The organism is Streptomyces caeruleatus (genome assembly GCF_001514235.1).
In the GTDB taxonomy this organism is placed as follows: Bacteria; Actinomycetota; Actinomycetes; order Streptomycetales; family Streptomycetaceae; genus Streptomyces; species Streptomyces caeruleatus.
Map to the genome: position 1 here is coordinate 617,468 of NZ_KQ948926.1, position 25,915 is coordinate 643,382.

Consider the following 25,915-nt stretch of genomic DNA (forward strand, 5'->3'; position numbering starts at 1 on the left):
CTACTTCACCGCGACCTGGGAGATGTCCAGCACACCGGTCCAGTCGCTGATCACGACGTTCTTGACGGCCTCGCCGTACAGCCGCTTGTAGACGGGGTGGAACAGCGGCACGGTCAGCGCCTGCTCGCCGATTTTCTTGTCCAGTGCACCCCACCTCTTGGCCGCGGCGTCAAGATCGGTCAACTTGTTGATCGCGTCAATTTCGGCATTGACCGACTTGTCATTGAGCAGGCCCGTGTTGAAGTTCGCGCCGTCCTTGACGATCTGCCGGCCGTCGAAGATCGGGGCGAGGAAGGGGCCGCCCGAGGGCCAGTCGGCACCCCAGTGCGCCAGGAAGAACCCGGGCTCGGTCCGCACGCTGTGGATCTTGTCCTTGTAGTCGTTCTCCTCGAGGCCCTGGAGCTTGACGGTGATGCCGGCCTTCTTGAGCGCGTCCTGGACCGCGGTCGCGATCTCGGGGCTGGTCTCGAAGTCCTTGCTGTTGGAATGCGTCAGCGTGACGGTGAGCCCGTTCGCGTAACCGGCCTCCTTCAGCAACTCCTTGGCCTTCGCGGCGTTGCCCGCCTCGCCTGCCGGGAACAGGTCGTAGGGCTCGTAGCCGAAGGACTTCTGGTTCGGCAGGAAGGTGGTGGCGGGCTCGGCCAGCGCGGATCCGCCCGCGGCGTTGACGACGGACGAGCGGTCGACGGCGTACGAGATCGCCTGACGCACCTTGACGTTGTTGAACGGCTTGATCGTCGGGTTGAACGCGATGTAGTTGGTGTAGCCGAAGTGTCCGGTGCCGACGCGAGCGGCAAGGTCCTTGTCGCCGGTCACCTTGGCGAGTTCGGCCGGACCGAGGTTGGTGTCGGTGGTGACCGCCGCCGCGTCCGCGCCCTGGGACGCGGACAGTCGCTGGTTGATCACGGACGAGTCGAGCCCGGACCGTACGTCGATCCTGTCCGGGTAGGCCTTGCGTTCGGCGTCTGTCGAGGCGGACCAGTGCGTGTTGCGCTCCAGGACGAGCCGCTCACCGTCGTTGTCGTTGCTGACGACCTTGTACGGCCCGGACGAGACGGGGTGCTCCTCGTACTTCGTGCCGGTGTCCTTGGCCTTCGGCACGGGCGCGAACTGCGTCTGCGTCGCCAGGTACGGGAACTCGCCCTCGGGCTTGTTCAGATGGAAGACGATGGTCCGCGCGTCCGGCGTCTCGATCGCCGAGAGCCCCTTCGTGTCCCGCTTGTCCTTGTACGGCCCCTGGTAGTCGGCCGCACCGACCAGCCAGTCCCTAAGGTAGGGCGCGCCACCGGACAGTTCGGGGGCGAAGGAGCGCTCGATGCCGTACTTGATGTCGGCCGAGGTGATCGCGGTGCCGTCCTCGTACTTGAGGCCCTCCTTGAGGGTGTACGTCCACACGGTGGCGTCCTTGTTCGGGCGCCCGGTGTCGGTGGCGAGGTCGGAAACGACCTTGGCGCCGGCCTCGCCGTTCTCGCGGTTGCGGGTGGTGAGCGTACGGAAGACCAGGGAAGGGACGTTTCCGCCGCCTGACGTGTACAGACGGGCGGGGTCGAAGTCCTGCTGCGGTTGGGAGTTCAGGACCGTGAGCGTGCCGCCCTTGTGGGGCGTGGAGTCGCCACCGGCGCTCTTGGCATCGTTGTCCTCAGGCCCGCAGGCGGCGGCGCCCGCTGCCACGACCAGGCTGACGGATGCCGCGGCCACGCGGCGCGCTATGACGGACGATTGACGCATCGGAGACGACCTCTCGAAATGATGAGTCTCGGATAACGAGACGAAATGACGCGGAGTGAGACGGAAACGAGCAGACGTCTGCCCCAGGGCGTCGGATCGCCGGCCGTCAGATCGGGCCGAGGGATCGGGCCGACGGATCAGGCCGTCGGAGGTCCATGCGCGAGCCAGGTCCAAGCGCGAGCCACGGGCCCAAAAACCCGTCAGAGACTCACAGAAGAGGAAAGGAGATCGCGACGCGCACGCCGAGGGGCGAGCGTCAGCGACAGTGAATGTCGGCCACGCACAGAGCGGTCACGCCGATGAGCGCCAGCTCGATGGCGGCGCGAGAGGAGGCGTGACGGGTCGACATGTGCAGAAATATGTATGAACTCGCTGCACATGTCAATGTGACATATATGTCACCCGTCAACTCCCGGGGTAGACCCAGGGGTTGGGGCGGCAGTGGATTCCGTCGTGGTCGAGGAACTTGGTCTGCTGCTGCATGACCGGGGCGAGCTCGCCGTCCTTGTCGCAGGTCACATGGGGGTAGCCGAGCCGGTGGCCGACCTCGTGGTTGATCAGCATCTGCCGGTACTCGTAGATCCGATCACCGAACGTCTCCGACCCCTGAGCCCATCTGTACGCATTGATCATGACGCGCTCGGTGGCGGCGGAGTCGCACGACACATTGTCGACCGTGGTGTCCAGACCGGACTTGGCACACCAGTCGGCCGTCGTCCCCGGGCTGGCCAGCGTGATCACGAAGTCCGGCTTGCCGGAGTAGATGCGCTCGAAGGTACGGGCGCCGTTGTGGGCCCAGCTCCAGTCGTCGTTGAGCGTATTCTGCACGGCCGCGGCGAAGAGCTCGCCGTCGAGCCCGAGCCCCTCCTCCACGTCCACGCGATAGCTGAACTTCTGCCCCCTGCCGGGCGCCTTGTCGACTCCCGGAATCGCCTCGAACTTCCCCGATCCCTTGAGCGTGGCGCTCAGCGCGTACGTCCTGCCCATCTTCTGCCCGTACGTCAGCGGAGCCAGGCTCGGCGAACCGGACGGCGTCGGCCGCCCGTCACTGCGTGAGGCCGAGTCGCGGTCGTCCCGCGCCCGGTCCGCGGCGGACTGCGACTGCACGTCGCTGTCGTCCCGCCCCTTGGCGACCTGACCGGCGACCACGACGGCCAGCACGGTGACAACGGCGGCGGCCGCGATGCCGGAGAAGGTCCGGCCCTTGCCGCCCTTGGCCGCCGCGGGCTCGCCGGTCGGCGGAGCGTCGTCGTCCAGGTCGGTCTCGGCATCGTCCGCGACGCCGTTGCCGGCACCGGACCGGGTGTCCCAGTCGGTGACGGAGCCGTACGGGTCAGCCGCATGCGCGGTCTCGGACGTACGGGGCTCGAAGACGTCGACGTCCGCGTCGAAGGCCTCCAAGTAGTCCTGCCGGGGCCCGTCGGTCGGCGATGCCCGCCGGGGCCGCGGCAGCGGAACGCCGGTCGCGGGCGGCGCACCGGGGCCCGCGGGAGCGCCGTACGCGACCCCGGTACGCCCCCTCAACTCACCCCAGCCGCCCCCGGGTTCACGCTGCTGAGGGTGCCCGCCACGGGCCCGGGGGGTGCCGTGCGCCGGCGTGCCGTCGGGCAGCCTCGGGACACCCTGGGCCGGGTTGCCGTCGGGGAACCTCGGAGAACCATGGGCAGGCGTACCGTCGGGCAGCCGCGGGCCCCCGTTCGCCGGCGTGCCGTCGGGGAACCTCGGGAAACCATGCGCGGGCGTACCGTCGGGCAGCCGCGGACCCCCCTGCGCCGGCGTGCCGTCGGGAAAGCCCCGTCCGCCGTACGTCGGCGCCCCACCGCCCGGCATCCCCTGCCGGGGTGGCGGTGGTCCCGGCATCCGGCGGCCACCCGGCCCGCCCGACTGCGACCAGCCACTCTGGCCCGGACCCGCGGCCGGACCCTGGCCCGGCACGGACGGGCCCCGCCGGCCCGCACCCGTCTCCGGCGTCACGCCCCGGGACTCACCCCGGGTGTCCTGTCGTGCCGGCGTGTCCGCGGTGTCGCGCTTGGGCTTGGCGGCGGGCCCGCGACGGCTGTGGCGTCCCACGTCGCGCCTCAGCTCCCCGCGTTCTCGGTCACGGCCTCGCCCTGGCCCGCGGCGGCCTGCTTGCCCCGGGACCGGTCCCGAGCAGGGCTCGCGGCCGCCGGCTCTCCTGCCGCCGCCTGCCCCGACTCCGCCAGGAGTTCGCGGAACGCCCGGGCGACCACCTCCGGGTACTCCATCATCGCCACGTGCCCGGCCTCCGGCAGGCTCAGCAGGCGGGAGTCGCGGAAGCTGCGGGCGGCCCTGCGGCACATGCGGTAGCCCACGAGCTGGTCGCGGCCGCCGTAGACGAGCAGCGTCGGCGCCAGCACCCGCTCCGCCTGGCGCCACAGCGCGTGCTGGCCGCCCAGCGTGTAGGCGTTGACCAGGCCGCGCGCGGAACGCGTCAGCGCGTCCCAGAAGTACGGCAGTTGCAGCCGCCGTTCCATCTCCTCGACGGCGTTGGTGAATCCTTCCGGCGACACGCGCGTGGGGTCGCCGTAGCAGAGGTGCATCACACCACGGACCCGTTGTTCCGCCGTCCACTGCTTGGTCACCCGGGTGAAGAGCGTCGTCACGCCGGGCACCGCGAGCAGGGCCGTGGGCACGGCGCTGCGCTGGACGCGGATCTCGGGCAGGGCGGGCGACACGAGCGTGAGCGTACGGACCAGGTCGGGACGGACGGCGGCGACGCGCGTGGTGACGGCGCCGCCGAGCGAGTTGCCGAAGAGGTGTACGGGGCCTCGGTCGGAGGCGTCGAGATAGCGGATCACCGCGCGTGCGTGCGCGGTGATCGAGTAGTCGCCGTCGTCCGGTGGCGGCGAGTCACCGAAGCCCGGCAGGTCGACCGCCTCGCAGTCGACGTCGCCGTCGAGCAGCTCCATCAGCGCCGACCAGTTCTGCGAGGAACCGCCGAGCCCATGGACGTACAGCGCGGGCGGCAGCCCCTCACGCGCGGGCGGTCTCGACCGCACCGTCAGCGTGATCCCCGGCAGCCCGACCGAGCGCAGCCGCTCGCCCTCGGCGACCCTGACGGTCGCCACCTTGGGGAGCACATTGGCGGCCGGCGCTGACGGGAGCTCGGTCGAAGACATGCGGCAATGTTACGAGACGATCACGCACTGGTTCATGTGTTCGCCGTCACAAGTCGACACGTACATGGCAGCTTCCCGGCCGGGAAACCGGGCACCCGCACCATGACCGCAGAAGCCGCCCCGAGCACGTCCGAATCGCCCACGGATCCCCCGCGGATCGCATAGCGTCCGGAACCGGTGTCTCCTAGGCTCGTACGCAGGGCACCCGGATGTTGGACCCCTGCTTCACCCAGGGACGTCGTGCCCACGGGGACGTTCTAGGAAGGGAGCCCGCCATGGCCGTCGATCCCAGCGACCCCGAGACCTTCGTGGACGAGGACACCGAGCAGGACGAGGAGTTCGACGTCGAGGCCCCCGCGGCCGACGCCGCCGAGCAGCAGGCCGACGTCAGGCCCGACCGCGACGACCGGCTGACCGGCGCGAACCAGGACCGGGCCAACGAGGCCGATCTGATCGAGCAGGCGCGCGTGGTCTCCATCGACGAGGACGACTACCGGTGACGCGGAGCGGCACAGGGGGCCGCTGAGTGCGAACTCAGGTACAGAAGGGCACAGAAGAGAGTGCCGTTGAGCAGGAGAGAGGCCACTTCTTGCCCGTTCTGGCCGGGTTTCAAACCTTCTGTGCGACTTTCGCCACCGTCCGGTCCGTGAAATTCTGCGCTCGCACCGCGCACACCGGGGTTACCGAAAAGTACGATGGCGACGCGGCGCACACCGCATGTGGACGACATTGGGAGGCGGCGTGACAGCCATCGAGCAGACAGAGGCGGCACGCCCGCGGGGCACTCGCCTGCCGCGCCGTGCCCGACGGAACCAGCTTCTGGGCGCTGCCCAGGAGGTTTTCGTCGCGCAGGGATACCACGCTGCCGCGATGGACGACATCGCCGAGCGCGCCGGCGTCAGCAAGCCGGTGCTCTACCAGCACTTCCCCGGCAAGCTCGACCTCTATCTCGCCCTCCTGGACCAGCACTGCGAGTCACTGATCCAGGCGGTACGCAACGCGCTCGCGTCGACGACCGACAACAAGCAGCGCGTCCGGGCCACGATGGACGCGTACTTCGCGTACGTCGAGGACGACGGCGGCGCCTTCCGGCTGGTCTTCGAGTCGGACCTGACCAACGAGCCGGCGGTGCGCGAGCGCGTCGACAAGGTCACGATCGAGTGCGCCGAGGCGATCCGCGACGTCATCGCCGAGGACACCGGCCTCTCGCGCGCGGAGTCGATGCTGCTCGCCTCCGGCCTAGGCGGCCTCGCCCAGGTCGTGGCCCGCTCCTGGCTGCACAGCGACCGCAGCGTGCCGCGCGACGAGGCGGTGCAGCTGCTGACGTCCCTGGCCTGGCGCGGCATCGCGGGCTTCCCGCTGCACGGCACCGACCACCACTGAGACGACGGCACGCACGTGTGCCGGGCGTTTGTTCCCGTCCGCTGTTCGCTCCTGGCGTTCTTGGGCGGAGCGTGAACGTCCCCTCACCGGGCTAATGTGTGCTGGGTACGGCGCGGAAGGTCGCGCACTTCACTGACCGTCGGAGGGACATAGCCGTGGAGGTCAAGATCGGCGTGCAGCACGCGCCCCGCGAGATCGTTCTGGAGAGCGGTCAGAGTGCCGAGGACGTGGAGCGGGCGGTGTCCGAGGCGCTCGCCGGCAAGTCGCAGCTGCTGAGCCTCGTGGACGAGCACGGCCGCAAGATCCTGGTCCCGGCCGACCGCCTCGCGTACGTGGAGCTCGGTGAGCCGGCTCCGCGCAAGGTGGGCTTCGGCGCGCTGTAACAGGGCGCGGCGGACAAGCAGAACGGGAGGGGCCCGGCGACCACGGTCGTCGGGCCCCTCCCGCGTTCCTCCACGAACGGAGCACAGGCCTCTCACAGAGGAGGATTGCATTCCGCAGGTCAGGGGTATGACGGGCTACGACCGTTTCGAGCAGGTCGGCCATGTGGGAGGGACCCCAGCATGCTCTTGGAAGCGCTCAGCTCCGCGATCCTCGGCTTGGCCCTGGCATGGGCCGCCGCCCACCGCCTGCCGCACCGCCTGCCCACCCGCTCCCTGGTCCTGCCGACCGGTGTCGCCGGCGCCCTCTTCGGCGCCTTCCTCACCCACACCGCGCTCGACTTCGCCAACCTCTTCGTGATCCTCATCGGCGCGGCGGTCGTCTCCGCCGCCTCCCTCTCCCTGCTGGTCCGCCCCGCGGGAAGACTCAGCCGCCACTCAGCGACCGCGTAAGCCCCGACAACGACCGGCCGCGGGACGACTGACGCCCGCGGCTTCTTCTCGACGCCGGTCCGGGCATTCCCAGGCCGTCCGGCGTTTGAGGACGAGGCCCGAAGGGCCGACAGCGGGGGCCTGGGGGCGGCAGCCCCCAGGGGGCGCGCGCCCTAGGCAGCGAGTCCCAGCGCAGCCATCCGCTTCGTATGCGCCTCAGTGATCCGCGAGAACATCTTCCCGACCTCCGCGAGATCGAACCCGTCCGCGACCCCGCCCACCAGCATCGTCGACAGCGCGTCCCGGTCGGCGACCACCCGCTGCGACTGCGACAACGCCTCCCCCATCAACCGCCGGGCCCACAGCGCGAGCCGCCCACCCACGCGAGGATCCGCGTCGATCGCCGCCCGCACCTTCTCCACCGCGAACGACGCATGCCCGGTGTCGTCCAGCACCGCCAGCACCAGCCCACGCGTGTCCGAATCGAGCCGAGCCGCGACCTCCCGGTAGAAGTCACTGGCGATCGAGTCACCGACGTACGCCTTGACCAGCCCCTCCAGCCAGTCCGAAGGCGCCGTCTGCCGATGGAACCCGTCGAGCGCCGCGACGAACGGCTCCATGGCCTGCGTGGGCTCCGCCCCGATCTCGGTGAGCCGGTCCCGCAGCTTCTCGTAGTGGTGGAACTCGGCGGACGCCATCTTCGCCAGCTCCGCCTTGTCCGCCAGCGTCGGCGCCAGCTTGGCGTCCTCCGCCAGCCGCTCGAACGCCGCCAGCTCCCCGTAGGCCAGCGCGCCGAGCAGATCCACGACAGCGGCCCGGTACTGCGGATCGGCGGAGGCCCGCGCCCAGTCCTGGGCGGCGACCCCGGTGTGCTCGGCGGGGGTGTCGGTGGGGTCAGGGACGTCGGAGGTGTTGTCAGGCGTCGTCATGAAGCGCACAATAGCCCGCTCACCGTGTCACGGAAGTCCCTGGTCAATCACTGTGACGCCGACTACGTGACCAATTCGGCCATCGCATGTGCGCGTTTCCGGGGTATGGTGGTAATGCGCCCGCTGAGTACTCAGACGTATCTCGACGGGCCGCGCGTTATGAGGATGCCCGGTCGGTGGCCCGATCGGCTCCGACCCGACAGCCCTCCCCGGCCGTACGGCACTCTGCGTACGACGACCGGAGGGACACCCTCAGCGGTACGAGCGCTAGAGCGTCGGCAGTGGTCCCGTGCCCTACGGCCAGCCCGTAAGGCAGCCGACGTCCCCGGCACGGTCCGTCAAGACCCCCGCGCTCGCCTCGCACCGCGCACACAGAAGAGGCAGCACCCTGACTACGACTTTCCGAGAGCTCGGAATCCTTCCCGAGACCGCCGAGGCCCTTGAGGCCGTCGGCATCGTGAACCCCTTCCCCATTCAGGAGATGACCCTCCCCGTCGCCCTCTCCGGCACGGACGTCATCGGCCAGGCCAAGACCGGCACCGGCAAGACGCTGGGCTTCGGTCTCCCGCTCCTGGAGCGCGTCACCGTCCCCGCCGACGTGGAGGCCGGGCGCGCCAAGCCCGAGGCCCTCACCGACGCCCCGCAGGCGCTCGTCGTCGTCCCCACGCGCGAGCTGTGCCAGCAGGTCACCAACGACCTGCTGACCGCGGGCAAGGTGCGCAACGTACGCGTCCTCGCCATCTACGGCGGCCGGGCCTACGAGCCGCAGGTCGAGGCCCTCAAGAAGGGCATCGACGTCGTCGTCGGCACCCCGGGCCGGCTGCTGGACCTCGCGGGCCAGAAGAAGCTCGACCTCAAGCACATCAAGGCGCTCGTCCTCGACGAGGCCGACGAGATGCTCGACCTGGGCTTCCTGCCCGACGTCGAGAAGATCATCGACATGCTGCCGGCCCGCCGCCAGACCATGCTGTTCTCGGCGACCATGCCGGGCGCGGTCATCGGCCTCGCGCGCCGCTACATGTCGCAGCCGACCCACATCCGCGCCACCTCGCCCGACGGCGAGGGCGTGACCGTCGCGAACATCGCGCAGCACGTCTACCGCGCACACAACATGGACAAGCCGGAGATGGTCGCGCGCATACTGCAGGCCGACGGCCGGGGACTGGCCATGGTCTTCTGCCGTACGAAGCGCACCGCGGCCGACCTCGCCGACCAGCTCCAGCAGCGTGGCTTCGCCTCCGGCGCCGTCCACGGCGACCTCGGCCAGGGCGCCCGCGAGCAGGCCCTGCGCGCCTTCCGCAACGGCAAGGTGGACGTCCTCGTCTGCACCGACGTCGCCGCGCGCGGCATCGACGTCGAGGGCGTGACGCACGTCATCAACTACCAGTCCCCGGAAGAGGAGAAGACGTACCTGCACCGCATCGGCCGTACGGGCCGCGCGGGCAACACGGGTACGGCGATCACCCTCGTCGACTGGGACGACATCCCGCGCTGGCAGCTCATCAACAAGGCGCTGGAGCTGGACTTCAACGACCCGCCGGAGACGTACTCCACGTCCCCGCACCTCTTCGAGGACCTGAAGATCCCCGCGGGCACGAAGGGCATCCTGCCCCGCTCGGAGCGCACGCGCGCCGGGCTGGCGGCGGAGGAGCTGGAGGACCTCGGCGAGACCGGCGGTCGTGGCGGCCGCGGTCGCGGCGGCCGAGGCGGCCGGGACGAGTCCCGTTCGTCCTCGCCGGAGCGCGAGCGCTCGGCACGCACGCCGCGTCGCCGCCGCCGTACGCGCGGCGGGGCCGCCCTGGACGGGACGTCGGCGCCGGCCGGCGGTCCCGCGACGACGGACGAGACCGTCGAGCCCACCACGGCGGAGGCCGTGACCGCGCCGCGCACCCCGCGCCGCCGTCGCCGCACCCGCGGCGGGGCCGCGGAGCCGACCGCCGCCGTGCCGGCCACGTCCCCCGAGCCCACGGAGGCCGCCGAGGCGGCCGTCGCCACGGCGGAGGGCCCGTCCCCCCAGGTCACCGACGAGGCCCCGGCGAAGCCGCGCCGCCGTCGTACCCGCAAGTCGGCGGAGCCGCAGGCGACTTCGGCCGAGACGACGACGGCGACCGTGACGGCGCCGGAGCCCGAGGCCGCCAAGCCCTCGGAGACCGCGAAGGTCGCGGAGGCCGTCCAGCCGTCCGAGGCCGCTACGGCTTCCCAGGTCGCGGAGTCCGAAGAGGCTCCCGCTCCCGCCGCCAAGCCGCGCCGCCGCACCCGCAAGGCGACGGCCGCGGCGGAGACCGCCGTCGACACGGCCGAGGCCACCACCGAGGCCGCGGCGGAGACCCCGGAGGCCGCGGAGACCAAGCCGCGCCGCCGCACCCGCAAGGCGACGGCTGCCGCCGAGGCCGCCGTCGACACGGCCGAGGGCACCACCGAGGCCGCCGCGGAGACCCCGGAGGCCGCGGAGACCAAGCCGCGCCGCCGCACCCGCAAGGCGACGACCGCGGCGGAGACCGCCGTCGACACGGCCGAGGCCACCGAGGCCAAGCCCAGGACGCGCCGCACCCGCAAGACCGCGGCGCCCGCCGAGGCCGCCGCCCCGGCCACCGCCGACATCCCGGCCCAGACGGCCCAGGAGCCGGAGGCCGCCGAGGCCAAGCCCAAGGCGCGGCGCACCCGCAAGGCGACCGTCAGCGCCGAGGCCGCCGTAGACACGGCCGAGGCAGCCGAGGCCAAGCCGACGGCGCGCCGTACGCGCAAGGCGGCGGCGCCCGCCGAAGCCGCCGTGGACACGGCCGAGGGCACGGAGGCGAAGCCGCGCCGGACCCGCAAGGCCGCGGCGACCGTCGCGGAGCCGGAGGCCGCCGAGGCCAAGCCGCGCCGGACCCGCAAGGCGACGGCCACCGCGGAGGTCGCCGTGGACACGGCCGAGGCAGCCGAGGCCAAGCCCAAGGCTCGCCGTACCCGCAAGGCGACCGCCGCCGCTCCGGCCGCCGACATCCCGGCCCAGGCCACACAGGAGCCGACGGCCACGGAGGCGCCCGCGCCTCGCCGCCGTACCCGCAAGACCGCGGCGACGGCGACGACCGTGGAGGCCGCCGACGGCACGGCCGAGGTGAAGCCCAAGGTGCGCCGCACCCGCAAGGCCACGGCAGCCACGGAGCCCGCGGAGAGCTGATCTCCCGTACGACGGCCCGGTCCCGCCCAGCGCGGGGCCGGGCCGTCGGCGTTCCCGGACCGGTGGGTGGGGGTCTGGCGGCGCACCGGCTACCCTCCCCCCGTGACCACCGAACCCGCCTTCACGCCGCCCCCGAACGCCCGCGCCTACCCCCTCCCCACCTCCCGCGGCACGTTCGCCGTCGTCGACTCCCCGGTCGCCCCCGGCGTCGAGCCCCGAGGTGTCGCCCTGCTGCTCCCCGGGTTCACCGGCAGCAAGGAGGACTTCACGCTGATGCACGAACCGCTCGCGGCGCGCGGCTACCGTACGGTCGCCGTGGACGGGCGGGGCCAGCACGAGTCGGACGGTCCGGAGCGCGACGAAGCCCCTTACGCGCAGGGCGAGTTGGCCAGGGACGTGCTCGCGCAGGCCGCGGCCCTCGGCGACCTCGGCAGCCCGCTCCACCTCTTCGGTCACTCCCTCGGCGGCCAGATCGCCCGGGCCGCCGTCCTCCTCGACCACACGCCGTTCCGCTCGCTGACCCTGATGGCGTCGGGCCCCGCGCAGATCTCCGACTCCCAGCAGCAGCGCGTGAAGCTGCTGCGGGACGCGCTCGGGGTGATGAACATGGCCGAGACATGGGAGGCGATCCTCGCGATGGGCCCGCCCGAGGAGGTCGGCGGTCCGGCACGCGGCATCGGCGGCCAGGAACTGCTGCGCCGCCGCTGGCTCGGCACGAAGCCCGCGCAACTCCTCGCCACCGGGCGTCAGTTGTGCACGGAGCCGGACCGCGTCGACGAACTCGCGGCCCTGCCGCTGTCGTTCCACGTGCTGTCCGGCGCCAGCGACGACACCTGGCCGGTCCCGGTCCTCGACGAGATGGCCGCCCGGCTGAACGCCCGGCGCACGGTCATCCCCGGCGCCGAGCACTCCCCCAACGCCGACCAGCCCCTGCGCACGGCCCAGGCGGTCGCGGACTTCTGGGACACCGTGGACGACGGGGGCGTACGCGCGACCGAGGCCTAGCCCCTGTCCGGGCCTAGTACTGCGCCTGAAGGTGCTCCCAGAACCCGTCCCGCAGCGCCCGCCGCAGATCCGACTGGCCGCGCAGCGAGTACTGGAGCAGCCCTTCCGCCTCGACCAGCAGGTCCTGGTCGACGGAGCCGGGCAGGTACGGGTGGCCGGGCAGCAGTTCCACGAGTGACTCGCGGCCCCGTGCCGCGAGCCACTTCGCCGCGATCTGCGCGCCGACGAAGCGGACGTCCTCCCGCGTCGGCCGGGACCCGGCGCCCTCGTAGGCGGCGGCCGTGCGCCGGGCGACGTACGGCTTGAAGAAGTCGAGGTCGAGGGTGCGCTGGCTGTCGACCTCCCAGAGCAGCGGTTCGGCCTGGTTGCGCCCTTCCGGTGCCTCGATGCCCCACAGGTGCACCCGCGCCCCGTACCCCTGCGCCGCCTCGACCGCGGACACCAGGTCCTCGTCGCCGCCGAGCAGGGCGGCGTCGCTGATGGCCCGGTGTCTGGCCAGCGACTCCAGATCGGTCCTGATCAGTGAGTCGACGCCCTTCTGCTGGTTGTTGGCGTTGAGGTTGCCCAGGCGGACCTTCACATCGGGGAGCTCGGCGATCGACTGCTGTTCCGCCGTGTGGATACGGCGCCGCGCGCCGTCGTACCAGTAGACGCGCAGCAGCCTGCTGTCCGCGAAGATGGTGCGCGCCCGGTCGATGAGCGCCTCGATCAATCCTTCGGCGTCCACGTCGAAGGCCCGGCGGTCCTCCGTCCCGGCGACCAGCCGTCCCGCGGCCGCGTAGAGGTAGCCCGCGTCGACGAAGATCGCATGGGTCGAGGGCGTCTTCGCCACCTCGGCGAGCATGCGTTGCAGCAGCTCGTTGGTGTGGTCGATGCGGGCGGCGAGTGCCGCGAGGTCGTCGTTCATCGCTTCCATTGTCCCGGCGGTCACGCTGCGAACACAACCGGTCCCGGTCGGTCCCCCCCTTGATCGCACGACGACCGCTTACCGGTCAGTAGTTAGTCGTTCGAAAAATTTCTTTAGCGTAGGGAATGTTTGTAACACGCACCCCGTTGCATACGTGTGTAACCCCAGTAGTTCTCCGCAGGAGGATGACCAGACGAAGGGAGAAGCCCATGCGCTTCGAAATCATGCGACTCGACGAGTTCGACGGAACCCCCGTGGACAGCACCGTCGTGGACGCCGCCTCCGTCAACCGGATCGTTCAGCAGGCCGCCGCTATCGGGCAGCGACTCTGGATCCGACCGGCCGAGACCACGGCCTCATAACAGACGCGGATCACCGCGGAAGCTTCGAAGCCCCCGTACGGCACTCAGGCCGTGCGGGGGCTTCGCGCATACGCCGGGTCAGGCGCCCTTGATCACCTGAGTGACGCCGTTGATGATCTGCTGCACCGCGATGGCCGACAGCATCATGCCGGCGAGCCGCGTCACCAGGACCACGCCACCGTCCTTGATGACCCGGATGATCAGCAGCGAGTACCGCATCACCAGCCACAGCACCACGTGGATGGCGAGGATCGCCGTCCAGACCGACACCTGCGTGGCGACACTGCCGGCCTTCTGCACGGCCAGGATGACCGACACGATCGCGCCCGGCCCGGCCAGCAGCGGCATGCCCAGCGGGACGAGGGCGACATTGACGTCCTTGGTCTGCTTCGGCTCGTCCGTCTTGCCGGTGAGCAGGTCGAGCGCGATCAGCAGGAGCAGCAGCCCGCCCGCGATCATCAGCGCGGGCACGGAGACATGCAGGTAGTTCAGGATCTGGTGCCCCAGAAGCCCGAACACCGTGATCACCCCACCCGCCACACAGACGGCCTGAAAGGCCATCCGCCTCTGCACCTTGGCCGGCCGCCCGGCGGTGAGCGCGAGAAAGATCGGGGTGATCCCGGGGGGATCCATGATGACGAAGAGGGTCAGGAAGAGAGAGCCGAAGACAGCGAGGTCGAACATGCGTGGTGGGCCTTGCGAGGTGAGTGAACGCGCGGTGGTCAGGCAGCGCGGGGCTACAGCCGCTGTGCCGCTACCGCTGTGGGCAGTCGTTCCGCGGGGCGGAACGGGTGGGCACAGCCGACAGCGCCGGGTGCCTCGGAACGGACGTGAAGGTGGCCGACCTAGACCCCGCCGGTCCCCGGGACGGGAAACGCTCCGGTGGCCCGCCGCGTGATCTCGCCGTACACCTCGGGATCCGTCGTGTACTCGCCGAGCACGCACGTCTTGCGGCTGCCGTGGTAGTCGCTGGACCCGGTCGTCAGCAGCCCGAGCTCCTTGGCGAGCCCGCGCAGCCGCGCCCGGGTGTCGGGGTCGTGGTCCATGTGGTCGACCTCGATGCCGTCGAGCCCGGCCGCGGCCATCTCCGCGATCACGGCCTCCGGCACCGTACGGCCCCGCTTGCTCGCGGCGGGATGCGCGAACACCGTCACCCCGCCCGCGGCCTTGACCAGCCGGATCGCCTCGAACGGGTCGGTCTCGTGCTTCTCCACGAAGGCCCGGCCGCCGTCGGCCAGCCAGTCCTCGGTAAAGGCGTCCCCCACGGTCGGTACGACGCCCAACTCGACCAGCGCGGTGGCGACATGCGGCCGCCCGACCGACCCCTCACCGGCGATCCGCAGCACCTGTTCCCAGGTGACGGCCACACCCAGCTCGTTCAGCTTCCCGACCATGCCCTGCGCCCGCGGCACCCGGTCGTCCCGCACCAACTCCCGCTCGGCGAGCAGCGCGGGCTCCTCCGGGTCGAACAGATAGGCCAACATGTGCATGCTGACCCCACCGACCCGACAGGACAGCTCGGCACCCGTGACAAGGGTCAGACCCTCTGGCAGAGCGCCGATGGCCTCCGCATACCCACGGGTGGTGTCGTGATCGGTGAGCGCCACCACGTCCAGCCCGGCCGCGGCAGCATTCCGCACCAGCTCGCCCGGCGTGTCCGTCCCGTCGGAAGCGGTGGAGTGGGTGTGCAGATCGATACGCACTACGCGAACTCCAGACGGGTGACGACACGGACGGGGCCGCTCAAGGATAACCGCATTTTCAACGACCTCATGTCACACCCGCACAGCGCGAGAGACCCCTACACGCACCCACCCCAGGGGCGCGGGGCTGCGACATGTGCGGCTCCGCCGCGTGGGCGCGACCAGCCACAGACGACCCGCAGCCGCCACACCAGAGCCGCCCCCTCCCCCGTAGGCGCTACGGCCCAAGCAAGCGCGGCGACAACGCTCCGCAGGGCACCAACTCCACCTCGGCCCCCGCATCCCGCAGATCCGTCAGCACCAGCTCGTCGTACATCAGCAGCCCCGACTGCTCGGGCCACATGACCGCCCACAGCCACATCCCGAGCGCCTCTCCCGCGAACACGGCACGATCGTCGGGCGTACCCGAGACATGCCACAGCGGCGTAGGACGCCCGGCGGCCAGCACCTTCGCTTGGGGTGGCTTCTCGACGTTCATGTACGACCCCGGATCCGGACCGTCGATGCCGGCATAGCGCGCGCCGAGCCCCACCCCGAGTTCCTCGGCGACCAGGATCAGCTCGCCCATGCCGCCGAGCGGGCCGGGTCCGGAGCAGGCCACGGCCGTCGCGCGACCTCCGGTGCGGTCGTCGCCGGCGCTGGCGACACCCGTGAAAAGCCAGCCGATCGGCAGCGGCCACGGCATCCAGACCGGCACCTGCGTGCGATGCACGACCACGCCGAGGGCCTCGACGCTGGGCGGGATCACGGGCTGCACCGGATGCACGGTGCCGTGCACGTCGCACTGCCAGGTGTCGGCGAAGAGTCCGGGAGCCCTGACCCGGCCACCACACTTCGGGCAACTGGGTTCGCCCCTCATGGGCCCCCACGGTCCTACCCCTTCTGCGTCACGTCAAGGACGATCACCCGTCCGGACGGAACCGATTCGCCGGCCCCATATAGATGTAGCTTGCATTAATTAGACTAGCTAACATACTATGTGTAACTGCCAGCTACCTCGGACCGGATGGGAGAAACGGTATGGACACCTTCGACGCGGGAGCGGGCGGCATCCTGCGGCAACCGAAGGCCGTATGGGCGACGGCCGGCGCGTCCGTCGTCGCCTTCATGGGCATCGGACTCGTCGACCCGATCCTGCCGTCCATCGCGAGCGGTCTGAACGCCACGGCCGGCCAGGTCTCGCTGCTCTTCACCTCGTACTTCCTCATCACCGCCGTGGCGATGCTGGTCACCGGCTTCGTCTCCAGCCGGATCGGCGGCCGCAAGACCCTGCTGCTCGGCCTCGCGTTCGTGGTCCTGTTCGCCGGACTCGCGGGCACGTCCAGGTCGGTCGGCGAACTGGTCGGCTTCCGGGCGGGCTGGGGGCTCGGCAACGCGCTCTTCGTCTCCACCGCCCTCGCCGTCATCGTCGGCGCGGCGGCCGGGGGCAGCGCCGCGGCGATCCTGCTGTACGAGTCCGCCCTCGGCCTCGGCATGGCGTGCGGGCCGCTGCTGGGCGCGCTGCTCGGCGACGCCAGCTGGCGTTACCCGTTCTTCGGTACGGCCTTCCTGATGGCGGTCGGCTTCCTGTGCATCGCGGTGTTCCTGAAGGAGCAGCCCAGGCCGGCCCGCAAGACCTCGCTGCTCGACCCGCTCAAGGCGCTCGGCCACGGCGGCCTGGCCTCCGCGGCGGTCTCGGCGTTCTTCTACAACTACACGTTCTTCACGGTGCTGGCCTTCACCCCGTTCGTGCTGGACATGAGCCCGTACCGGTCGGGCGCGGTGTTCTTCGCCTGGGGTGTGCTGCTCGCCGTGTTCTCGGTGGTCGTGGCACCGCGCATGCAGCGGCGGTTCGGTTCGCTGAAGGTGCTCGGTGGGTCACTGGTGCTGCTCGCCCTGGACGTGCTCGTCCTCGGCTATGGCGACCACACCACCGCCGTCGTCTGCACGATCCTGTCCGGCGCGTTCATCGGCGTGAACAACACCGTCTACACGGAACTGGCGCTCGGCGTGTCGGACGCGCCGCGCCCGGTGGCGAGCGCGGGCTACAACTTCGTGCGCTGGTTCGCGGCGGCGGCCGCGCCCTACTTCGCGCCGAGGATCGAGGAGTGGACCGGCAGCATCCGCGTCCCGTTCGTGGTGGCGGCGGTCACGGCCGTGGCGGGCGCGCTCGTGGTCGTCGTACGGCGGAATTCCCTCACGCACGAGGCTGAGGAGCTGGAGACGAGGCACGCGACCGAGGACAGCGTCGCCGTGTTCGCCAACTGACGGGTTTCGGCCACTGGTTGGTGAGGTTCCTCACTCCAGCGGGACGGACTTCCGGGCGGGATCCCGAAGGTCCGTCCCGCTCGTCAGCCAGCGCTCCTGGAGGGCCTGGGCGCCGTGCACACGCTTCCAGGCGGCCTCGTTCGGCGTCATGGGCAGCAGCGGCAGGAACTGCACGGGGTCGGCCGGCGCGTCGAGCTCCAGATCCTCGACCAGGCCGCCCGGCTCGGCGACCAGGACGGAGGTGAACGGGGCGCCGGGCCACAGCGGCTCACCGACGTCCAGGGAGGCTCCTGGAGCGATGATCACGCCCTCCACCTGCGGTGACGCGGCGAGCACGGCGAGTGGACGGAGCACCTTGCCGGTGTCGGCGATCCCGGCGCGGACGGAGAGGACAAGCTCCGCGCGGGGACCCTTGACCGGGTCGGCGACCATCGCGGTGGGGTCGCTCATGGGGTGCGCGGACATGCCGAGCGTGGCGTAGCGGACGAGGTCTCCCTCCTGGAAACGGAGCACCTCGATGCGGTCCGTACCGAGGAAGGTGACCGCCGCGCGCGCGTCCGGTTCGCCCAGCGCACTGCGCAACCGGGCCTCGACCAGAGGAAGAACATCAGCCATGCGGCGAGCATAGAACTCGTCAGTACCGGGCAAAGCAGCGCCTTGACACTTCAGTCGGCTGATACTCTTGCCCGGTGTTCGGGCAGCACGCAGAAGCGTCGCGATCGAGTCCCGACGCTGATGGAGACTCCCCTACGGGGAACCCCTCAGGGGGTATGGAACGTCCCTTACGAGGGACCGGCCGGAGGAGGTGGGGCTGTCATGGATCGAAGTCGACCGTGCAGTACCACTCGCTCTTCCCGCCGCTGATGTAGCTGATCCGGCTGTTCCGCTCCGGCTGACCGCCGTCCTTTCACGCTTGCGTCCTCCCACGGAAGAGCACTTCGTTTCGCTTTGCCTGATCGTCTGATCTGAATCAGCAACGAAGCCTCCACCGCAACGGTGCGGTGCTCCCCGCTTTGTGGACGTGCCAAACATCCTGAGGTCAGGACGTCCCCATTCCGGGCAGTTCCAACCGTGCTGCGGTTCTTCACGCTTCGTTGCCCGTTGCGAAGGAGCCTGCTCATGTCGATGATCCGCGACCTGCGTGCCGTGGTCCGCCCCTCCCGCATCTCGCTGCGCAAGGACAGTGGCGCGTACGACACCACCCGCGACCCCGCGACCCCCTCCGCCGTCGTCGACTGCGCCGTCTACCGCGACGGCCGCCGGCTGGAGACCGACAAGCCGCTGACCCCGCACCAGGCGATGCGTCAGGTGCGGCGCGACGGGGGCTTCGTGTGGATCGGTCTGCACGAGCCGACCGAAGCCGAATTCGCCGGTATCGCGGGCGAGTTCGGACTGCACCCGCTCGCCGTCGAGGACGCGGTGCAGGCGCACCAGCGCCCGAAGCTGGAGCGCTACGACGACTCCCTGTTCACCGTCTTCAAGACCATCCACTACGTCGAGCACGACGAACTCACCGCCAACAGCGAGGTCGTCGAGACCGGCGAGGTCATGTGCTTCACCGGACGGGACTTCTTCATCACCGTCCGGCACGGCGGCCAGGGCTCCCTGCGGGCGCTCAGGCATCGCCTCCAGGACGACCCCGAGCTGCTCGCCAAGGGCCCCTCGGCCGTGCTGCACGCCATCGCCGACCATGTCGTCGACGGGTACATCGCCGTCGCCGACGCGGTGCAGGACGACATCGACGAGGTGGAGACCGAGGTCTTCTCGCCGGGCCGCAAGGGCTCGCCGCGCGGCACGGACGCGGGCCGGATCTACCAACTCAAGCGCGAGGTACTGGAGTTCAAGCGGGCCGTGTCGCCCCTTCTCCGCCCCATGCAGCTGCTGAGCGAGCGGCCGATGCGGCTGATCGACCCGGACATCCAGAAGTACTTCCGGGACGTCGGCGACCACGTCGCCCGCGTCCACGAGCAGGTCATCGGCTTCGACGAGCTCCTCAACTCGATCCTCCAGGCCAACCTCGCGCAGGCGTCCGTCGCGCAGAACGAGGACATGCGGAAGATCACCTCATGGGCCGCGATCATCGCCGTACCGACGATGGTGTGCGGCGTCTACGGCATGAACTTCGACTACATGCCGGAGACCCACTGGAAGTACAGCTACCCGGTGATCATGGGCATCACGGTGGGTATCTGCCTCGGCATCCACCGCACGCTGAAGCGGAACGGCTGGCTCTGACCCGGCCCGATCCCGCTGGATAGGCTGAGGGCCATGACAAGCGAGCTGCTCGATCAGGCCCTCGTCGAGGAGGCCACGAAGAAGTCCGGCCTCATCTGGGTCAAGGGCCCCGGCGTCCCGGCCCGGGCGCTGTGGCACGCGTGGCACGAGGGTGCCGCCTGTGTCGTCGGCGACGGTCCGGGCGAGCAGCCGCTGCCGGGGCTGGCCGACGGCGGCTCCGCCGAGGTCACCGTGCGCAGCAAGGACAAGGGGGGCCGGCTGGTCTCCTGGAACGCGAAGGTCGTCGAACTCGCGTCCGGATCCGAGGCGTGGGAGGCGACGGTCGGCGAGCTGAAGGGCAAGCGGCTGAACGCCCCCGACGGCGAGGCGATGCCGGAGCGCTGGGCGCGTGAGTGCCGGGTGCTGCGGCTGGAGCCCACGGGTGCGTTGGGGGCTCTGCCGGACGGGTCGCTGGCTGCGGCGCCGTTGCCGTCTGCGGCGACTACGCGTCAGCCGGTCCCGGCGGGGTTGCCGCGGCTGTTGTTCAAGAAAAGGCGGCGTTGAGCGGTCCCGACAGGCCGCCTTTTGTCTGCCGCGCCGTCGTGGCTGGTCGCGCCCACGCGGCGGAGCCGCAAATGTCACAGCCCCGCGCCCCTTAGGGGGTGGTCACGAGGTCGGTAGTTGCTTGCCGTAGTCCACGGTGTCGTTCTTGGCCGGCTTCTCCAGAGTGAAGTCCTTGCCCCAGTCGGAGAAGGTCAGGGTGCCACCGCCGCCCGCGCGGGTCAGCAGCAGGGGATACGGGTCGCCCTCCAGGGAGACGTCCAGGGTGCCGCCGGAGCCCTTGTCGCCGGTGATGCGGATGGTGCGGGTGCCCGCCTGCTCGTGGTGGCCGTCCGTCGCCAGCGTGCCGTGCAGGGTCAGCAGGCCGTCCAGGAGCAGGGCCTTGTCGGTGAAGCCGCTGAACTTCTTGTACGTCGGGTCGCCCTGGGGCACCTTCACGTACTTGCCGTTCAGCTTGTCCACGGCGCCGGCGTCCGCCTTGCCGTCGCCGCCCGCGTCGCTCCAGAAGCCGGCGTCGGCCTTCAGATACAGCTGCTCGTCGATCCGCAGCAGTTGGAAGGTGGCCCCCTGTGCGCTGACCGACCCGGTCCCGCCGTCGGACTTCAGCTGCATGTCGAGCTTGTAGGTGCGCCCGCCCGCCACCACGTTCCCGGCGAGATGGACCGCGTCCGCGGAGTCGGCGGCCGTACGGGTCTTGCGCTGGATCTCGGCGGCCGGCAGCTTGCCGACCCCGTTGGTGCCCTCGTCCGGGTCCTCGCTGCATCCCGTCAGTCCTGCTCCCGACACGACCAGCGCGCACATGGCGCTCGCCATCGCGGCCCGGCGAGTACGACCCTGAGGAATCGCAGTCACAGGTGGGGCTGCCTTTCTGTTGTGGGACCCGGTCGGCGTACCGCAGCGTACCGGTGAGTCGAGGCCGCGGCGGAGCCAGTCCGTCCGGACCGCTCACCAGGGCGTATCGGATCCGGACGGGCTAGCCTGAAGCTCACCCGAGCGGGCAATTCGGAAATGCGGCCCGGCAGCGCAGCCGCGACAGCGACACAGCACACCCCGCACACGAAGGAGCCTCAGCCATGGCAGCCGGCGCTCCCCGGATCTTCGTCTCGCACCTGGCCGACGTCGCCGCGTTCGACCCGAACGGCGACCAGGTGGGCCGCGTCCGCGATCTGGTGGTCATGCTGCGCGTCGGCCGGCGCCCGCCCCGGCTGCTCGGTCTGGTCGTCGAACTCTCCACCCGGCGCCGCATCTTCCTGCCCATGACCCGCGTCACCAGCATCGAGTCCGGCCAGGTCATCACCACCGGTGTGCTCAACGTCCGCCGCTTCGAACAGCGCCCCACCGAGCGCCTCGTCTTCGGCGAGCTCCTCGACCGCCGCGTCACCCTCGTCGAGACCGGCGAGGAGGTCACCGTCCTCGATCTGTCGGTCGGGCAGCTGCCGGCCCGCCGGGACTGGGAGATCGACAAGGTGTTCGTACGCAAGGGCGGCCGCAGCGGTGCCTTCCGGCGGGCCAAGGGCGAGTCGCTGACCGTGGAGTGGTCGGCGGTCACGGGCTTCTCCCTGGAGGAGAAGGGACAGGGCGCCGAGAGCCTCCTCGCCACCTTCGAACAGCTGCGCCCCGCCGACCTCGCCAACGTCCTGCACCACCTCTCCCCCAAACGCCGCGCCGAGGTCGCCGCCGCCCTGGACGACGACCGCCTCGCCGACGTACTGGAGGAGCTCCCGGAGGACGACCAGATCGAGATCCTCGGCAAGCTGAAGGAGGAGCGTGCCGCCGACGTCCTGGAGGCCATGGACCCGGACGACGCGGCCGACCTGCTCGGTGAGCTCCCCGAGGACGACAAGGAGCGGCTGCTGAGCCTGATGCAGCCCGCCGACGCGGCCGACATGCGCCGTCTGATGGCGTACGAGGAGCACACGGCCGGCGGGTTGATGACGACCGAGCCGATCATTCTGCGGCCCGACGCCACCGTCGCCGACGCCCTCGCCCGCGTCCGCAACCCCGACCTGTCCCCCGCCCTCGCCGCCCAGGTCTACGTCTGCCGCCCGCCCGACGAGACACCCACCGGCAAGTACCTGGGCACGGTCCACTTCCAGCGCCTGCTGCGCGACCCGCCGTACACGCTGGTCAGCTCGATGGTCGACGAGGCTCTGGAGGCCTTGGACCCGGACGCCGCGCTGCCGGTCGTCGCCGGGTTCTTCGCGACGTACGACATGGTCGCGGCGCCCGTGGTCGACGAGTCCGGGTCGCTGCTGGGCGCGGTGACCGTGGACGACGTACTGGACCACCTGCTGCCCGAGGACTGGCGGGAGACGGAGTTCCATCTGGACGAGGACACGGGTGAGGGGGTGGTGGCCCATGGCTCCTGAGCGGGAGGGGACGCGCGAACGCGTGGCGTCGGGCGCCACCGCGGCCACCCGGGCGCCCCGCGCACGCCTCGACCAACCCAGGCCGCCGCGTCGCCGCATCCTGCCCGAGTGGGACCCGGAGGCCTTCGGACGGCTGTCGGAGCGGATCGCCCGCTTCATCGGTACCGGGCGGTTCCTGGTCTGGATGACGGTCGTGATCGTCGTGTGGGTGCTGTGGAACATCGCCGCACCGGTCGATCTGCGCTGGGACGAGTACCCGTTCATCTTCCTCACCCTGGTCCTGTCGCTCCAGGCCTCGTACGCCGCCCCGCTGATCCTGCTGGCGCAGAACCGGCAGGACGACCGGGACCGGGTCAACCTCGAACAGGACCGCAAGCAGAACGAGCGCTCGATCGCCGACACCGAGTACCTGACCCGGGAGATCGCGGCGCTGCGCATCGGCCTGGGCGAGGTGGCCACCCGCGACTGGATGCGCTCGGAACTCCATGACCTGATGAAAGAGCTGGAGGAACGGCACGACGGTCACCGCGAGCACGGGGTATTCCCGGCAGATCGGTCCCCGGGACGTGACGTAGACGACCGCTGACGGGCTTACCGGGGCATGGCTACCGAGCCGTACCATCGTCCTATGGCTACGGAAGACGCGGTGCGCGAGGCACTGGCGACGGTGAACGACCCCGAGATCAACCGCCCCATCACCGAACTGGGGATGGTCAAGTCGGTGGAGATCGGTGCGGACGGTGCGGTCGCGGTCACCGTGTACCTGACGGTCTCCGGCTGCCCGATGCGCGAGACGATCACGCAGCGCGTGACGGACGCGGTCTCCGCGGTCGAGGGGGTCACCCGGGTCGACGTCACGCTCGACGTGATGAGCGACGAGCAGCGCAAGGAGCTGGCGAACGCCCTGCGCGGCGGGGGCGCCGAGCGCGAGGTCCCCTTCGCCAAGCCGGGCTCGCTGACCCGGGTCTACGCGGTCGCCTCCGGCAAGGGCGGCGTCGGCAAGTCCTCGGTCACGGTCAACCTGGCCGCGGCGATGGCGGCCGACGGTCTCAAGGTGGGCGTCGTCGACGCCGACATCTACGGCCACAGCGTGCCGCGCATGCTGGGCGCCGACGGGCGTCCGACCCAGGTCGAGAACATGATCATGCCGCCGTCCGCGAACGGCGTGAAGGTCATCTCCATCGGCATGTTCACGCCGGGCAACGCCCCGGTGGTGTGGCGCGGCCCGATGCTCCACCGCGCTCTCCAGCAGTTCCTGGCGGACGTCTACTGGGGCGACCTCGACGTCCTGCTCCTGGACCTGCCGCCCGGTACCGGTGACATCGCGATCTCCGTCGCCCAGCTCGTCCCGAACGCCGAGATCCTGGTCGTGACGACCCCGCAGCAGGCCGCCGCCGAGGTCGCCGAGCGGGCCGGCTCCATCGCCGTCCAGACCCACCAGAAGATCGTCGGCGTGGTCGAGAACATGTCCGGCCTGCCCTGCCCGCACTGCGACGAGATGGTCGACGTCTTCGGCACGGGCGGCGGCCGGCTGGTCGCCGACGGCCTGACGCGCACGACGGGCGCCACGGTCCCGGTCCTCGGCAACATCCCCATCGACGTCCGCCTCCGCGAGGGCGGCGACGAGGGCAAGCCGGTCGTCCTCACGGACCCGGACTCCCCCGCGGGCTCGGCCCTGCGCGCCATCGCGGGCAAGCTGGGCGGCCGGCAGCGGGGCCTGTCGGGCCTGTCCCTGGGCATCACGCCGCGCAACAAGTTCTGATTCCGATACGCCGATGGGGGCGCCGTCCGGTGCGACGGCGCCCCCATCGGCGTATCCGTGTCCTGCTGCCGGTCGAGGCCTAGGCGTACGCCGTGATGTCCTTGATCATGGCGAAGCCGAGCCCGTAGGCGCTCATCCCTCTCCCGTACGCCCCCACGTGCACGCCTTCCTGCGTCGAGCCGGCCAGCACCCACCCGAACTCCGACTCCCGGTAGTGGAACGGCGTCGACACCCCGTCCACCGGCAGGGACAGCGTCGACCAGTCAGGCCCGTCCAGATCGTCGGCCAACGCCCACGCCGTCTCCGTCTGCTGCTCCAGCCAGTCGTCCCGCAGCGTGTGGTCCATCTGCCCCGGCCAGGTGAAGGACAGCAGTCCCACCCCCGCGAGCCAGGCCGCCGAGGACACCGACGTGGCCTCCAGCAGCCCCGTGCCGTCGGCGCTGCGCCGGGACGGGTTCGCCGCGACGGTCACGACCACCGCGAACTTCTCCCGGTCCTCCGTCGCCTCGTTGCGTACGGAGGGCTCGTCACCGTGCCCGGTCGAACCGTGTTCCACGGTCCCGTCGGCCGCCGTGCCGACCTGCATCAGCCAGCGCGGCCCCGTGAAGGCCTCGTCGAGGCCGTACCAGGGGAAGGGCGCCAGCAGGTAGCCGTCGACCGTGCGCCGGGCGGAGGGGAGCTGCTGTCCACTCTCCACGGCCGGTTCCTGCGCGACTGCCCGACTCGTCGTCTGACTCGTCGTCTCCATGTGCCCGGACGCCTCCTCGTTCTCGCCGGACCAGCCCGGCCCGCCCCCCTTCGGGCGTACTCGTCCGGTCCGCACAACAACTCGGCAGCATAGCCACACCGCTCCGAGCAGTATGGAAAGCGCCCGGCGCGCGAGGCGCACAGGGAGCGGGTTCAGGCCGTGCGCGACCCGGGCGGAGTATGAGAAGCGTCACGTACGAGCGGTGTCCCGCCCGCGTGTTCGTACGGCTCAGGTGGCGTCCGCGTCGTAGGGCGGGCGCTCGTCGCCGGGCTTCTCGGGCTTCTTCGTCATGTCGACGGTTCCGCCGGAGGAACCCGAGGAGGACGACGAAGAGGAGGACGAGGATTCCGTCTCACGGCCGTGGACGGCGTCGGTGACCTCGGCCATCTCCTTCTTCAGGTCGAAGCCGTTGCGGATCTCCTTGATGCCCAGCTCGTCGTTGTCCAGCTGCTTGCGGATGAACGTCTTGGGGTTGAGGTCCTCGAACTCGAAGTCCTTGAACTCCGGGCCGAGCTCCGACCGGATGTCCTGCTTGGCGCTCTCCGAGAACTCGCGGATCTTGCGAATCGTCCGCGTGACGTCCTGAATCATCTTCGGGAGCTTGTCCGGACCGAAGACGAGCACGGCGAGGACGACGAGCGTCACCAGCTCGAGAGGTCCTATGTCATTGAACACCTGAAGCTCCTTGCGATGTCCTCGGTCCTCGGCCCTCAGTGGTCGAATGCGGGTCTTCCGTGGTCCGGGCCGGCTCCACGGTACCCGGCGATCCGCTACGACCGGTACTGTCCCGAGGCCTCCGAATGCGGGTAGGCGTGCGGTTTTCCGGGTTGTTTGCCTTGTCAGGGCATAAGTGGGGCGGTCGGGCGGCGTTCGGTGTGAGGT

26 protein-coding genes are annotated in these 25,915 nt (G+C 70.6%); 13 read left to right on the forward strand and 13 right to left on the reverse strand.

Annotated elements, in window-relative coordinates:
• The 4 genes from AQJ67_RS11590 to AQJ67_RS11600 form a co-directional block, all read right to left on the reverse strand.
• On the reverse strand, positions 1-1,728 hold the full coding sequence (locus tag AQJ67_RS11590; protein ID WP_062718139.1) for an ABC transporter substrate-binding protein: 1,728 nt from the start codon (positions 1,726-1,728) through the stop codon (positions 1-3).
• Between the two features lie 256 nt (positions 1,729-1,984).
• Positions 1,985-2,077: an Ms4533A family Cys-rich leader peptide gene (locus AQJ67_RS50415; protein ID WP_341846150.1), complete on the reverse strand. Its 93-nt coding sequence runs from the start codon at positions 2,075-2,077 to the stop codon at positions 1,985-1,987.
• 56 nt (positions 2,078-2,133) lie between these two features.
• Positions 2,134-3,798 (reverse strand): DUF3152 domain-containing protein, encoded by a 1,665-nt coding sequence (locus AQJ67_RS11595; RefSeq protein ID WP_062718141.1) that lies wholly within the window; start codon positions 3,796-3,798, stop codon positions 2,134-2,136.
• An 8-nt stretch (positions 3,799-3,806) separates the two neighbouring features.
• Positions 3,807-4,868, reverse strand: a complete 1,062-nt coding sequence (locus AQJ67_RS11600) for an alpha/beta fold hydrolase (protein ID WP_062718143.1) — start codon at positions 4,866-4,868, stop codon at positions 3,807-3,809.
• 275 nt (positions 4,869-5,143) lie between these two features.
• Between AQJ67_RS11600 and AQJ67_RS11605 the strand changes: the two genes are divergently transcribed.
• The 4 genes from AQJ67_RS11605 to AQJ67_RS11620 all read left to right on the forward strand — a co-directional run bounded on the left by AQJ67_RS11605 (position 5,144) and on the right by AQJ67_RS11620 (position 7,084).
• Positions 5,144-5,368 (forward strand): hypothetical protein, encoded by a 225-nt coding sequence (locus tag AQJ67_RS11605; protein ID WP_062718144.1) that lies wholly within the window; start codon positions 5,144-5,146, stop codon positions 5,366-5,368.
• 241 nt (positions 5,369-5,609) lie between these two features.
• A complete protein-coding gene (locus AQJ67_RS11610; RefSeq protein ID WP_030053079.1) occupies positions 5,610-6,251 on the forward strand; it encodes a TetR/AcrR family transcriptional regulator in 642 nt (213 codons plus the stop codon).
• A 155-nt stretch (positions 6,252-6,406) separates the two neighbouring features.
• Positions 6,407-6,634, forward strand: a complete 228-nt coding sequence (locus AQJ67_RS11615) for a DUF3107 domain-containing protein (protein ID WP_062718146.1) — start codon at positions 6,407-6,409, stop codon at positions 6,632-6,634.
• A gap of 180 nt (positions 6,635-6,814) precedes the next feature.
• Positions 6,815-7,084, forward strand: coding sequence for a hypothetical protein (locus tag AQJ67_RS11620; RefSeq protein WP_062718148.1), 270 nt, complete (start codon positions 6,815-6,817; stop codon positions 7,082-7,084).
• A 152-nt stretch (positions 7,085-7,236) separates the two neighbouring features.
• Here the strand turns inward: AQJ67_RS11620 and AQJ67_RS11625 are convergent, their stop codons facing one another.
• On the reverse strand, positions 7,237-7,992 hold the full coding sequence (locus AQJ67_RS11625) for a ferritin-like fold-containing protein (protein WP_062718563.1): 756 nt from the start codon (positions 7,990-7,992) through the stop codon (positions 7,237-7,239).
• A gap of 481 nt (positions 7,993-8,473) precedes the next feature.
• Here AQJ67_RS11625 and AQJ67_RS11630 point away from each other — a divergent pair, with 481 nt between their 5' ends.
• Together AQJ67_RS11630 and AQJ67_RS11635 are read left to right on the forward strand one after the other, a co-directional pair.
• Positions 8,474-11,155, forward strand: coding sequence for a DEAD/DEAH box helicase (locus AQJ67_RS11630; protein ID WP_062718565.1), 2,682 nt, complete (start codon positions 8,474-8,476; stop codon positions 11,153-11,155).
• 102 nt (positions 11,156-11,257) lie between these two features.
• The gene (locus tag AQJ67_RS11635; RefSeq protein WP_062718567.1) at positions 11,258-12,160 is read left to right on the forward strand and encodes an alpha/beta fold hydrolase; all 903 of its coding nucleotides are present in this window, start codon (positions 11,258-11,260) and stop codon (positions 12,158-12,160) included.
• Positions 12,161-12,173: 13 nt separating this feature from the next.
• Here AQJ67_RS11635 and AQJ67_RS11640 read toward each other — a convergent pair whose 3' ends face one another.
• Positions 12,174-13,067 carry an NYN domain-containing protein gene (locus AQJ67_RS11640; protein ID WP_062718150.1) on the reverse strand — a complete coding sequence of 298 codons (894 nt, stop codon included), beginning with the start codon at positions 13,065-13,067 and terminating at the stop codon, positions 12,174-12,176.
• A gap of 209 nt (positions 13,068-13,276) precedes the next feature.
• Here AQJ67_RS11640 and AQJ67_RS48195 point away from each other — a divergent pair, with 209 nt between their 5' ends.
• Complete coding sequence (locus tag AQJ67_RS48195) at positions 13,277-13,429, forward strand: hypothetical protein (RefSeq protein ID WP_107083726.1); 153 nt, start codon at positions 13,277-13,279, stop codon at positions 13,427-13,429.
• Between the two features lie 78 nt (positions 13,430-13,507).
• On the opposite strand, the gene AQJ67_RS11645 is transcribed toward AQJ67_RS48195, so the two are convergent.
• The 3 genes from AQJ67_RS11645 to AQJ67_RS11655 all read right to left on the reverse strand — a co-directional run bounded on the left by AQJ67_RS11645 (position 13,508) and on the right by AQJ67_RS11655 (position 15,991).
• Positions 13,508-14,113, reverse strand: a complete 606-nt coding sequence (locus AQJ67_RS11645) for a MarC family protein (RefSeq protein ID WP_062718152.1) — start codon at positions 14,111-14,113, stop codon at positions 13,508-13,510.
• A gap of 161 nt (positions 14,114-14,274) precedes the next feature.
• A complete protein-coding gene (locus AQJ67_RS11650) occupies positions 14,275-15,132 on the reverse strand; it encodes a PHP domain-containing protein (RefSeq protein WP_062718154.1) in 858 nt (285 codons plus the stop codon).
• Between the two features lie 217 nt (positions 15,133-15,349).
• A complete protein-coding gene (locus AQJ67_RS11655) occupies positions 15,350-15,991 on the reverse strand; it encodes a DUF6758 family protein (RefSeq protein WP_062718156.1) in 642 nt (213 codons plus the stop codon).
• A 161-nt stretch (positions 15,992-16,152) separates the two neighbouring features.
• Between AQJ67_RS11655 and AQJ67_RS11660 the strand changes: the two genes are divergently transcribed.
• Complete coding sequence (locus AQJ67_RS11660; RefSeq protein WP_062718158.1) at positions 16,153-17,379, forward strand: MFS transporter; 1,227 nt, start codon at positions 16,153-16,155, stop codon at positions 17,377-17,379.
• A gap of 30 nt (positions 17,380-17,409) precedes the next feature.
• Here AQJ67_RS11660 and AQJ67_RS11665 read toward each other — a convergent pair whose 3' ends face one another.
• On the reverse strand, positions 17,410-17,994 hold the full coding sequence (locus AQJ67_RS11665; protein WP_062718160.1) for a suppressor of fused domain protein: 585 nt from the start codon (positions 17,992-17,994) through the stop codon (positions 17,410-17,412).
• 504 nt (positions 17,995-18,498) lie between these two features.
• On the opposite strand from AQJ67_RS11665, the gene AQJ67_RS11670 reads away from it, so the two are divergent.
• A complete protein-coding gene (locus AQJ67_RS11670; protein WP_062718162.1) occupies positions 18,499-19,614 on the forward strand; it encodes a magnesium and cobalt transport protein CorA in 1,116 nt (371 codons plus the stop codon).
• A gap of 33 nt (positions 19,615-19,647) precedes the next feature.
• Positions 19,648-20,157: a hypothetical protein gene (locus AQJ67_RS11675; protein WP_062718164.1), complete on the forward strand. Its 510-nt coding sequence runs from the start codon at positions 19,648-19,650 to the stop codon at positions 20,155-20,157.
• A gap of 102 nt (positions 20,158-20,259) precedes the next feature.
• Here AQJ67_RS11675 and AQJ67_RS11680 read toward each other — a convergent pair whose 3' ends face one another.
• Positions 20,260-21,006 carry a hypothetical protein gene (locus AQJ67_RS11680; RefSeq protein ID WP_062718166.1) on the reverse strand — a complete coding sequence of 249 codons (747 nt, stop codon included), beginning with the start codon at positions 21,004-21,006 and terminating at the stop codon, positions 20,260-20,262.
• 221 nt (positions 21,007-21,227) lie between these two features.
• Between AQJ67_RS11680 and AQJ67_RS11685 the strand changes: the two genes are divergently transcribed.
• Genes AQJ67_RS11685 through AQJ67_RS11695 form a run of 3 tightly spaced genes read left to right on the forward strand, consistent with a single transcriptional unit; the run spans position 21,228 to position 24,285 of the window.
• Positions 21,228-22,523, forward strand: a complete 1,296-nt coding sequence (locus AQJ67_RS11685) for a magnesium transporter MgtE N-terminal domain-containing protein (protein ID WP_062718168.1) — start codon at positions 21,228-21,230, stop codon at positions 22,521-22,523.
• Positions 22,513-23,109, forward strand: coding sequence for a DUF1003 domain-containing protein (locus AQJ67_RS11690; protein ID WP_062718169.1), 597 nt, complete (start codon positions 22,513-22,515; stop codon positions 23,107-23,109). Before AQJ67_RS11685 ends, AQJ67_RS11690 begins: the two co-directional genes overlap by 11 nt.
• A 42-nt stretch (positions 23,110-23,151) precedes the next feature.
• A complete protein-coding gene (locus AQJ67_RS11695) occupies positions 23,152-24,285 on the forward strand; it encodes an Mrp/NBP35 family ATP-binding protein (protein ID WP_062718177.1) in 1,134 nt (377 codons plus the stop codon).
• A gap of 79 nt (positions 24,286-24,364) precedes the next feature.
• Here the strand turns inward: AQJ67_RS11695 and AQJ67_RS11700 are convergent, their stop codons facing one another.
• Both AQJ67_RS11700 and AQJ67_RS11705 read right to left on the reverse strand, forming a co-directional pair.
• Positions 24,365-25,033 (reverse strand): hypothetical protein, encoded by a 669-nt coding sequence (locus tag AQJ67_RS11700; protein ID WP_062718179.1) that lies wholly within the window; start codon positions 25,031-25,033, stop codon positions 24,365-24,367.
• A 228-nt stretch (positions 25,034-25,261) separates the two neighbouring features.
• Positions 25,262-25,708, reverse strand: coding sequence for a sec-independent translocase (locus tag AQJ67_RS11705; RefSeq protein ID WP_062718181.1), 447 nt, complete (start codon positions 25,706-25,708; stop codon positions 25,262-25,264).
• Positions 25,709-25,915: the final 207 nt, after the last annotated feature.